The 11,415-nt window shown below is 44.4% G+C and carries 10 protein-coding genes and 1 pseudogene; 1 reads left to right on the top strand and 10 read right to left on the bottom strand.

The genetic code is table 11. The annotated features are described in order from the left end of the window. From BHV83_RS08660 to BHV83_RS08620, 9 genes are all read right to left on the bottom strand, one after another. The coding region (locus tag BHV83_RS08660; protein ID WP_286757396.1) for an ABC transporter permease at window positions 1-1,164 on the bottom strand (1,164 nt) is incomplete at its 3' end. Window positions 1,165-1,173: 9 nt separating this feature from the next. Further along, window positions 1,174-2,373, bottom strand: a complete 1,200-nt coding sequence (locus tag BHV83_RS08655) for an ABC transporter permease (RefSeq protein ID WP_122205992.1) — start codon at window positions 2,371-2,373, stop codon at window positions 1,174-1,176. Window positions 2,374-2,375: 2 nt separating this feature from the next. Then, window positions 2,376-3,371, bottom strand: a complete 996-nt coding sequence (locus BHV83_RS08650) for an HlyD family secretion protein (RefSeq protein ID WP_022322839.1) — start codon at window positions 3,369-3,371, stop codon at window positions 2,376-2,378. 18 nt (window positions 3,372-3,389) lie between these two features. After that, a complete protein-coding gene (locus BHV83_RS08645) occupies window positions 3,390-4,823 on the bottom strand; it encodes a TolC family protein (protein ID WP_122205991.1) in 1,434 nt (477 codons plus the stop codon). A 74-nt stretch (window positions 4,824-4,897) separates the two neighbouring features. Continuing rightward, window positions 4,898-6,103, bottom strand: a complete 1,206-nt coding sequence (locus BHV83_RS08640) for an MFS transporter (protein WP_046451403.1) — start codon at window positions 6,101-6,103, stop codon at window positions 4,898-4,900. A gap of 417 nt (window positions 6,104-6,520) precedes the next feature. Next, complete coding sequence (locus BHV83_RS08635; protein WP_005640122.1) at window positions 6,521-7,054, bottom strand: FHA domain-containing protein; 534 nt, start codon at window positions 7,052-7,054, stop codon at window positions 6,521-6,523. Between the two features lie 176 nt (window positions 7,055-7,230). Further along, entirely contained in the window at window positions 7,231-7,719 is a 489-nt protein-coding gene (locus BHV83_RS08630; protein ID WP_286757391.1) for an outer membrane beta-barrel protein, read from the bottom strand. A 67-nt stretch (window positions 7,720-7,786) separates the two neighbouring features. After that, the gene (locus BHV83_RS08625) at window positions 7,787-8,326 is read right to left on the bottom strand and encodes a hypothetical protein (RefSeq protein ID WP_195286595.1); all 540 of its coding nucleotides are present in this window, start codon (window positions 8,324-8,326) and stop codon (window positions 7,787-7,789) included. A 246-nt stretch (window positions 8,327-8,572) separates the two neighbouring features. Continuing rightward, window positions 8,573-9,046, bottom strand: coding sequence for a DUF4425 family protein (locus BHV83_RS08620; RefSeq protein ID WP_005650338.1), 474 nt, complete (start codon window positions 9,044-9,046; stop codon window positions 8,573-8,575). Window positions 9,047-9,938: 892 nt separating this feature from the next. Here BHV83_RS08620 and BHV83_RS08615 point away from each other — a divergent pair. Beyond that, window positions 9,939-10,490: pseudogene (locus BHV83_RS08615) on the top strand (sensor histidine kinase); the annotation flags it as partial. An 18-nt stretch (window positions 10,491-10,508) separates the two neighbouring features. Here the strand turns inward: BHV83_RS08615 and BHV83_RS08610 are convergent. Then, a complete protein-coding gene (locus BHV83_RS08610) occupies window positions 10,509-11,387 on the bottom strand; it encodes an NAD kinase (protein ID WP_005640113.1) in 879 nt (292 codons plus the stop codon). Window positions 11,388-11,415: the final 28 nt, after the last annotated feature.

Here is an 11,415-nt window from a genome sequence, read left to right as displayed (position 1 = left end):
CGCTTTCCGGATATTATACCTATAAACCAAACATGCCGTCACAAAATAAAATATGCACTGTACCCACAAGGTAATATATTCGGGTTGTATCTCGCTCATCGAAGCCCCCATCGAGTTCAGCTTGACATAGGCCATTGTCGCCGGGGCTGCCGGGATGAGATAATGCACCAATTTCCAATACCAAGGCATCAGTTCCATCGGGTATGAGACACCGGAAAGAAAGATGAGGCCGACAGAGAAGAAGGCGATCATCAGAAGCGGCGCATCGGAGTCCGTAAAGAACAGGGACGCCGTAAGCCCGAAAAAACTAGTCGCCAACAAGAAAGGAATCATCAGCATAATGACATACAGCGGGTTGCCGATATCTGGGAGGCCAAACATCAAGGGGATCAACCCTAATAGGAACAAAGCGAAAACCGCATACAACATACCATAGACAAATGTCTTGCCAATCACAACCTGCGCCATCCGTTCCAAAGAGAGGTTCACAGGATTGCCGGCAAAACGGACAATCAAGCCGCTATGCCGTTCGTCGCCACTAATCATAGCGATCACCATCATCAACGTCTGGAAGATGATCACGACCAGAACCGAAGGAATCAGGTAAGTTCCATAACCCTCAGTCGGGTTGTAGAGGGCAGTCCCGACCACCTCGACTGCCTGGGCAGAGGCTAGCTTCGTGGTAGCCTCCTTAGGCAGGAATACCAACATCTCCGGCCGGTAGTCATCGTTCAGCGCCAACATGGAGGCGGCCGAAGCTTCCTGCATGGCAAGGTAGTAAAGGAAAGCACTTGTCGTCTCGTACATGATGAAAACAGACTCTTCACCACGGGCAACACGATCTTCGAAGTCATCCGGCAGATAGAGAATACCAGCCACCCTGCCCGATTTCATCATATCCTGGGCTTCCGGATAACCGGTAGCCGTAGTCACGACATTGACCTGCGGGGTAGCGTCAAGCAGGCGGACATAGTGGCGGCTCAGTTCACTATGAGAATGATCGACAACGGCAACCGGAACTTTACAGACCAAGTCGGGAGCGTACATATAATTGTAGAGCAAGCCGTAAACAAAGATGCCGCCCATCAGTACAAGCAGGATGGCATAGCTGCCGGCAATCGTCTTGAACTCATCGTGTATAACAGATATTACCTTCATATTCATATTTCTTTTTTAAGAGACGAGATGCCTCCACATCTCTTCGTTCACAATCACTTTCTTCAGACGAGGCAACATCAGCAGCGCAGGAAGAAGGAAGCAGAGCAGCGCAACGTAATTCATCCAAGTCCAAGCAAAGCCGTAATCCCCATAAAGCAAGTTCTGATATATCTCAGTGAAGTGGCGAACAGGGAACAAGTAGGAGGCATAATGCACCGGAGCGTACATCGAGGGCACGGGAAAAGTCACCCCTGACAGCGTTGCACCGAGCGAACCGACCATCGACACGATACTGATAATGATACTAAGCACGGGAAAAACGGAAAAGATGAAGACCGCCAACGCTTGTGTCGAGACGACAAACAAGATCGCCGTTAGGTTGAGCGGCCAGAAACCGCATGAGAACGGTATGTGCATAAGGCCGAACATGACGTAGTTCGCCAATATGCTCATCAGGCTAAAGATAACGGTATAGGGCAACAGCTTTCCCACTACCGCCGTCATGATATTGCCGCCTGCTGTTGAGAGCCACTCCGCCCCTGTCCCGAACTTGACCTCACCACCAATAACATAGACCGTTGTCAGCAGGATAATGACCTGGAAAAGGATAAAGAAGAAAGGATTGCTCAAGTAGACCGAATAGTCCAGATCGGGATTGAACAGAGGATGACTACTCGCCTTGACGGGGAGCAGAAAGGTGGCAACCCGCTCCTCTCCGATACCCAAGGCGGTGGCTTGCATTACGACCGGAGCCATCGAAAGTTGACGAAGGACGGCTTCGAAAGCGCCGCGCACCTCACCGCCTACGCTCAGAAGAGCATAGTGGTAGTAGTAGGCAAGCGTCGCCTGCCGTCCGGCTATAGCATCAGCCGTGAAGCCGGTGGGGATCACGAGGTAGCCGTATATCTCTTTCGATTGGGTAGCACGACGGGCTGCCGTCTCGTCGACATAGCGGTGTGTAACCTTGAAAGTGGGAACGGCTTCGACAGTCCGCACGACTTCCCTCGACATGGAGGTATTGTCTTCATCGACGACACCGACGGGTATGTTCTCCATCTGTCCGTTTCCGAAGATCGTGGACATGAAGAAGATACAGAACAGCGGCAGCACGACGCACACCCCGAAATAGAGACGTCTCGAGACCATCCGTACAAGTTCTCTTCGAAAAACCCGAACAAATTGACAATTCATCACACTATTCTTAAAATTGTTCATTATCAATTATCCATTGTCAATTCAACCAATACCGACATTCCGGGGCGCAGCCCTTCCACCTTTCTTACAGGCAGAGCATGTACCTCGAACGTACGAAGATCGTAGCTGCCCGTCTGCTTAGTCGATTTCCAAGTAGCAAAACTACCTAAGGGGCTGACATAATTGATCTTGAATTCGATGTTCTTCTTGTCAATAGCCGGGATATCGGCAACAAACGTCCCTCCCATCGGAAAGAACGGCAGGCGGTCTTCACGGACATTCAGTACGATATGCACGTCGTCAAGCACGATCAAGTTCATGATAGGCATCCCTGCTCCTACCAGCTCTCCCCTTTTCGGGAAGATTGTCGATATCTGGCCGGATTCCGGGGCTGTCAAGCGGGCGTCCTGCAAGAGGGCTGCAACCTCTTCGACCGTGCCTTTAGCTGCGTTCACCAAAGAGCGGGCACTCTCTCTATCCTGTATTTGGGCGCCGTCAAGCGCCATCTGGTATTGGTTCCAGGCCGCCCGTTCACCGGCTACGGCAGCATCATATAAAGCTTTCACTTCGTCTCGCCGTTGCGAAGAAACAACGCTGTCCCTATACAGGACTTCAATACGGTTGTAGGTGGTCTTTGCCAGTTCGAGATCCGACTTCGATTTGTTCCAGAGCTGCTGGACAGTGGCAATGATCTGCTTGCGCGTTCCCCCGTCTACCTTCTGGTTTTGGAAACGGGCGATACTTTCGAGAGCGTTCACTTGCTGGTATTTAGCAAGCGCTTCAGGGCTGTTGATGACAACAAGGGTGTCTCCGGCCTTTACATTCTGTCCTTCCTTTACTAGGAATGTATCGATACGGCCAGGCAGTTTTCCGGAGATACGTATCTCGGTTGCTTCGATTTGTCCCTGCAAGATCACAGGTTTATCCTTCAACAAGAACATACCCACGAAAGACAGGATAATTACGGCGATCAGCACTACTATAAAGGAGATCGCCAGATATTTCTTCGATTTGTCCATGATTATACGGTTTTATGTTTATAAGATCTCTGTTTTACCGTCCATCCGGTATTGGTGGAAAGCCTCGGGAATACCACAAATGGACAGGAGATTGGCAAGCGCCACATCGTATTGGTAGTAGGCGAGCAAGAAGGCGGTCTTCACCTTCGAGAGCACCACCTCAGCGTCTACCACATCCGACGAGGTCGCCATTCCTTCCTTGAAGGATTTCTCGCGGATACGAACCAGTTCGTTGCTCATCTCAAGCGTAGTATTTAACGCTTTGACATTGTCCATCGCATTCTGCATCTGGGAGTAGAACTTATCGACTCCTACCTGCAAATCGGTCACGGCTTTCTCTTTCCCGATGGCTAGCGACTGACTGGTCAGACGCGCCTGCCGGATACGTTTTTCCCGGTCGAGTCCGTCGAAAATGTTCCAGGTAAAGCCAACCCCGATCATCGTGCGCGGCATGAGATATTTGTCGACTCCATCCGCATAGAGAGTCTGCTTGCCGATCAGGGCGATATTGGGGAGATAACCTGAACGACCGATCTTCAACTGGTCGCCGGCGATATTTTCCTGTAACTTCAGTTGGTTGACCAAGTAATTATTAAAAGGGATCATCTCCTTGAAATAGTTGGCCGAGGGGATACTCTCGTTGATAAAAAGGGAAGTCGTCGTGCGGATCACCTGTTCTTCTCCTATGTTGATCAGGCTCTTGAGTGCCTGACTGGCGACTTCGAGGTCTTTCCGGGCGGATTCGAGTTCGCGCTTCGCCTCTTCCATGCTTACCTGGGCTACAAGACGCTCAGCCCGGTTGATCATCCCTTGTTGCTCTAACTTCAAAGCCTGGTCATAATGGATTTTCAGGGAGTTGTAAGTTTCCGTCTTGACCTCGACAACCCGCTGGCCGAGACGTAAGCCAAAATAACTTTCGATCAGCAAAGCCTGTTGGTTCGCGCTTACCTGTTCGCGGTTGACTTCGGCAACGGAGACAAGTTTCTTGCCGATCTTGCCAGCATAAATGCGCTTGCCGCCAGTAAAAATGGGCCAGGTCAAGTTTGCATCGATCGACGTGATATTTTGCGAGATGAGCGGCAACGTCAATGTGTTTTGTCCAATCTTATCGAGAAGTGATGAGATAAACTGGTCGTTGGGCAGGATGGAATGGACATATTCTTTCGCCGGATCGGTGAACTGGTTCAGGGATTGGCGTACCTCGATCGGGTTCGACATATGCACATAAGCTCCCGCAGCACTGATAGTGGGATACCAAAAAGCATTGAGCTTCTGATGTTCATTCTTCGCCAGCTCCACTTCCTTCCCGGCAATCCTGAGGCTTTTGTTCTCGCTTCGCAAGAGCGTAAGAGATTGCTCCAGCGACAAATCCATCGGCTCTGTCTGGGCAGAGGAAAAGACAGGAAGAAACCACAGCAGGGCGATGCTGAAGTGAGTAAAGTTACAAATCATAAATGTGTCTAAATTTAGTTTGTGCGAATTTTATGACTTATAACAAGGCGATCGCCTTTATTGTTCCCCAGCTACTACCGTTTCTTCTTAAGGTCAGGCAAGAACCACGTGACCAATCCGATAAGGGGCATATAGCCACATACGTTATAAACCGCCTCTATGCCATACCGATCAGCCATATTCCCCAACACAGCCGATGCAATCCCCGCTACCCCAAAGGCAAAACCGAAAAAAAGACCGGAGATCAGACCTAATTTATACGGTAATAATTCCTGTGCATACACTAGAATAGCCGGGAAAGCCGACGACAAGGTCAAGCCGACACAGAAGCTGAGAACCGTCGTCAGATATAGGTTTTCCACGTGAGGCATGATTAGTGTAAACGGGGCTGCACCTAAGATAGAAGCCCAGATCACGTACTTCCGTCCTACCCGGTCACCGATCGGTCCGCCTAACAGCGTTCCAATTGCCGTCGCAATCAGGAAAACAAAGAGATAAAGTTGAGAAGCTTGCACACTGACCCCGAACTTATGAATCAGGTAAAAGGTGTAATAGCTATTCAAACTCGCCATATAAATATATTTGGAGAAGATTAGGATCAACAGGATCGCTATCGAGAATACGGTCTTTCCCATCGGGAGTGGTCTGCTGACACTCGTCTTAAGCGTTTCTCCTTCCGCTTTCCTCAACCGGAGCAGGAAACTTTTATACCAATGCCCAACAGGGATCATCACCATAATCGCAGTAAAAGCCAGGATCGTAAACAAGGCGATATGCCTCCGCCCGTAGGGGGCGACAAAAACGGCTGCAAGCAACGGTCCCAACGATCCTCCCAAGTTTCCTCCGACCTGGAACAACGATTGCGCCAATCCTCGCTTTCCACCCGATGCGAGTGAAGTCAACCGGGAGGCCTCCGGATGGAAGACCGACGAGCCGATCCCTACCAATGCCACCGAACAAAGGACTAATGGCAGCGTATTGGCAAAAGCCAAGCTCAACAACCCCACAAGCGTAAAACTCATCCCTGTCGGCAACGACCATGCCGAGGGCCATTTGTCAAAAAAAAGTCCAGTCAACGGCTGACATACGGATGCAGCCGACTGGTAGACAAGCGTTATCAACCCGATCTGGGCAAAGCTCAACCCTAAATCTTCCTTAAATAGTGGATAAACAGCCGAGATAACGGACTGTAATGTGTCATTCAAGCAGTGACATATGCTCAAAGCGACCAGTATACGGAAAGTGATCCCCGTAGTGGCCTGTACCTTGTTCTGTTCCATTAATTAACCTCATTGCCTCTTTCGATTACAAAAGTACATATAAAAAAGAGATCTGTCAGAAAGATTGTTCGAAATATCCGATTTAACACTTACATTTTAATACAACGCCAAGATTACAGACTAACTGATAGCCTTTTAAGGTCTATTTGACCATAATTTATGAAACTTTCGTTTAGTATATTTGTAGTTCTTTATGTAAAAGGGCGTGAGCCAAACCCGATATGAGTTGTTTTATATTCGAAGTCGAATACAAAAGCATGAATAATGATTCTTTAGCTTAGTTTACTGCCCCCGGAGTCGAAAAGGATTTTTGCATCCATCTCTCCCGAAACCTACGCCAATTTCCCTATCTCCCTTATCGCCTTGATGTAGAGGTCAGTTTCACTCCGGACAGTATCTAAGTTCAAATAGAAAAGGCTACTCTTCCTCCCCTCCCGGTACATGAAGAATAAAGGTGGTAGCACCGATCGTTACAATGGCGCCTTCTCCAACCCGCACCTGTTCTTTCTTTCCGACAAGTACGCTGCACAGAAATGTTCCGGTAAGACTCGGGAAATCGCGCAATGTATAAATGAGCTTTCCTTCCTTATCTTCTTTCACATTGATCACACAATGTTTACGCCCCATGCTAGGATCGCTCGTGATGATGGGGACATCGACTCCGTCAGTATCTTTATTGCGGCGGCCGATCACGTTATCACCCATTACAAGTGGAAGTTCCTGTTTGAATCCAAAGACATTTTCGATTACCGTAATATAGCCGCAGGAGAAGTCAGGTTCCTTCACCTCTTTTTCCTGTCCCGATTCGGTACGGACTATTTTTCGTCCTAACTTGATCTTAAACTGAGAACCACATTGCGGGCATACGAACGCCAATACTTTACCTTCCGGATATTTCGTTTCGTCAAACGCTAACTGATTATCACACTTGGGGCAGAAAACTCTCTTCATATCTTATTTTTGGATATCGACATATAATTCTGCGCAAAGATACGGTTTTTATTCATAAATAGATTTCATCTCGCAGGTGAAAGAAAGAATATTGGATGCGATTTGGGCTTGATCCGGAATCGCATCCTGTGAATTCTGACAAATTTCCTTTTATAGTTCCTTAATTAAGGAGTAAATTAAAATCGATAAGCAAATCCCAAATTAAAAACAGCTTGATCAAAATCACTAACTAACTGATATCGCAATTCGAAATTCATAATCCAATTACTTGTCAACACAAAATCGGCTCCACCACCAATATTCACTCCTACTCTACATTCATTATGATGGTCATCGTCCTTGTCAATATGAATATGATCTCCATCCACATCTATATCAAATCCATCGCCCAAATCAAACATCCAATTGGAAAATGTAAAACCAAATAAAGGATATAATTTGACACTCCTCCCCACAGGACATAAGTAATGAAGATTCATATTCACGTCCAACATACTAACATTGTCATTTTCTATAAAATAATTCAAAGACGGTTCGAGACGTATGGGGTTAGTTATGTTATATTGGTATTTCAACCCTAAACCAATACTTTCAATTTCTGTCCCATAACTCAATCCGAATCCAATCGCTTGTCTGCCTTTTTGAGCATAAATGTTACTCAACATAACAAACAATAGTCCTAAAAAAAATTAAAATCTTTCTCATTTCAATATACTTTTATATCTATAAATGTTAATCATCATCGTCATCCCAATCATCATCGTCATAGCCATCGTGCCATTTATGATGTTTATGATGTTTATGATGTTTGTGGTGTTTATGTTTTTTATGATGCTTATAATGGTGTTTATCGTGATGATCACAATACGAGCAATAATGTTCATGCCAACAGTTACTATGATAATGAATCCTGTCATAAAAAGGCTTGTAACATGTTGATCCCGGTCTTATACCTATCTCTATCAATACGCGATCCCAACCATGTCGATGATAACGTTTATAATAATCACAAACATCCCGCATATGCCTACCGGAAGTTCTGGCTATTTCAAGAGCCAAACCGACATTCCCCCAATTTCTTCCGCACCGCCTGTAATAATCATCCAATGAATTATTGGACATATTATATTCTACACATAAACGCTTTCGATAATCTGATAGCTCCACTGAGGCATATTTATTTGCCCTGCTTATAAACAGAGATAACCTATCCTGTGCAAATACGGAACAAGAAAAGGCTACTAATAATAGTATGATTTTAAGCTGTCTCATATTTCGCAAAATTATTGAATTGATAAATACTATTAAAGTTGCAAACATAAGCATAAAAAAAACAATAAACAATCTTTTCTTACTAATCACGGCAAGTCTTAACCATCAATAAAAATAAATATCCAACAGCAGCAATATCATTTTTTGCATTAATCTTTAATATTCAAATACAAACAAAAAAGGCTATCCTAATTTAGACAGCCTTTTTTGATTTCTTATTAAAACAGTATCAATAATACTCCTTATTTACTTTGCAGTTGTCGATACACTAAAATTTTCTATCAATATCTCACCTTTAGTTTCATATTCTTTCACCAATTGGTTTACTTCTTTTCCATCTATATAAGCAGTAACCAGCACCTTCAGTTTTTTACCTGATACATCTGAAGTACTTGTTACAGAACCTGCACAAGTCATAAAGAAAGCATCATCCCCTGTCTGACAGGAAACCTTAGCATCTTCCATTCTTGTTACTGAGTGCGATTCTCCTAAATACTTACCGTCCTCATCATACAATTTCGTAGGCCCACTAGTCGTATTAACCGCCCCAAAAACAAGTCCTAATTCAAACGCGTCTATATCACCAGATTGTTCCACTACAATTTTGTGTATACCTGTATCAATTACTCCTCCCTGATCATCATCGTCACTACAACTAACCAATATCAGACCTAAAAACAAAGCAACAATGCCTAACAATGAAAATCTACCTTTCTTCATACTTTTGTCTTTTTTAAATTTACAGCACAAAAGTAATACATTCATTCAAGAATGCAACATTATTCAATTTTAAACAACCCACTTATCTTCAAAAATATAGAAACAAAAAACAACCCTCCCTTTTACATATTCCAATAACATTTGATTATCCGAATATTTCATTCGACCATTTTAAAACATCTATATAAAGTTCCTATCTCTTAACAAAGAACCTACGCTAAAAAAATATTATATACCCAAAATAGCAAAACAAAAAAAGGCTATCCTCACGGACAGCCAATCTTCATTGTTAACCTTAAATCTAATACCATGAAAAACACAGTGCAAATATATGAACTTTATGTTATGTAGCATACATTTTTACTTGGAAAATTCATTTACTTAACCATGTTTAACAAAATCATGCTACAAAACATAATTTTAGATACACATTTAGCTTCTTCGAGAACCTCCAGTTCCGGCTTTGTATACAAAAACAGCATATTCGCATAACTTTATCCGAGTATCAAGAATAACAATCCATTTATATTCCCTAATTTTACAATGTTTTTACGAAATCACATGATTATCATAACTTTTATCATAAATAAACAAACCAATAAACGAAATATACAAAAGATCACAAGAGACGGAACAAAAGAAAAAACAGATCTGTTTTGAAATTGGCGTTAGAATCTTATATGCAATAGATTAATGTTTTATATGCAACACAATAGACATCATATGCAAAAAACGGATATGCCTCATTTTCCTACACACAACCCTTTGAAAAAAGAGCTGAACCTGGAAAATATTTACCAGAAGCTTCCGATAGGTATCGAGCTATACAACGAAGAAGGCAATTTGATCGATATCACGAATGAAATAAATATACGGGAGAAACTGCGTGCGGCTGAACAAGAACAGCGACCTGCTCTTACAGCTGATCAACGATATTCTCGATTTCTCAAAAATAGAAGCCGGCACATTCGACATTCATCTGAAGAAGTTCGACTTCAAAGAAATTTGCGAGGAGATCTATGCCGTCCATACCTTAAAAATACCGGATCATGTACACTTCTCTTTCAACCGGGACTTACCCTCCGTCAAACTTAACTCCGATCCGAAACGGCTCACACAGGTAATCTCCAATTTCCTGACCAATGCAATCAAATTCACATCCAATGGCGAAATCAAACTGGATTACCGATTGGAAGAAAATAAGATATATGTATCCGTAACAGATACCGGCATCGGAATCAGCGAAGAAGCATGCAAAAACATATTCGACCGTTTTGTCAAACTGAATGCCCACAAGCAAGGAACGGGTCTCGGGCTATCCATCAGTAAAAGCATCATAGAAAAACTAGGTGGTAATATCGGCGTCTGCTCCACTTTAGGAAAAGGTTCCACATTCTGGTTCACGCTTCCGCTAGCAACAAACGGGGTATCGGACACACGATAACACAAGGGAGAGGAAGGCCTATTTCATCCTCGTATCGGCTCCCCACATGAGTTTTTCACGGAGAGTCTGATAAAAAGTATGGTTATATCGTTTGATCACCTTGGTCGTATAATCGGCTTTACTCACCCGCAGCTGTATGCCGGTCGGGAATATCTCGGAACGCCCATCAAGGGCGATCAGAAAATATTTGTTCCGGCTTTCCACTCCCAGGGTGATCGTAAAGGAATCCGGAATTACCAACGGACGGACATTCAACGAATGAGGTGCGACCGGACTCAACACCAAATTCTTACTTTGCGGAATGATAATCGGACCGTTCACACTCATCGAATAGGCCGTCGAACCTGTCGGTGTAGAAATGACTAAACCATCAGCCTGATAAGACGTCAGATATTCCCCGTTAAGCGCCGTATGGATCGTAACCATGGAAGAGGTGTCCCGCTTCAGGATCGCAATCTCATTCAAGGCATAATTATAGCCGTGAAACACCCGGTCTTCCGTATGAAGGCGCAATAAAGTACGTTCTTCCGTCTTATAGTAGTTTTTAAATAATTCGTCCAGTGTATCTTCAATATCATTGCTCGCCACATCCGCCAGAAAACCGAGGCGGCCGGTATTGATGCCCAAAATGGGGATGTCCTGCTTATTCACCCTGGCGGCAGTACGCAGGAATGTCCCGTCTCCTCCCAGACTCAACGCCACATCCAAATCAAACTCGTCGCTTGTCAAGATGCCCGATACCGGCGGTTCATAGTTCAATGCATCCGTAAGGAAGAGATAAAAGTCACGGTCCACGAAAACCTCAGCCTCCAAAGAAGCCAGTTTTTCAAATAAACGCTTAATCACAAGTTGCTTGTCCGCCTGATACTCACTGCCAAATATTCCAACCTTCTTCATCCCCGATTCGTATTTTTCTAATTGTCAA

This window comes from Parabacteroides sp. merdae-related_45_40, assembly GCF_001915675.1.
The sequence above is the reverse complement of the archived record's forward strand: the minus strand, read 5'-3'. Positions and strand labels throughout refer to the sequence as shown.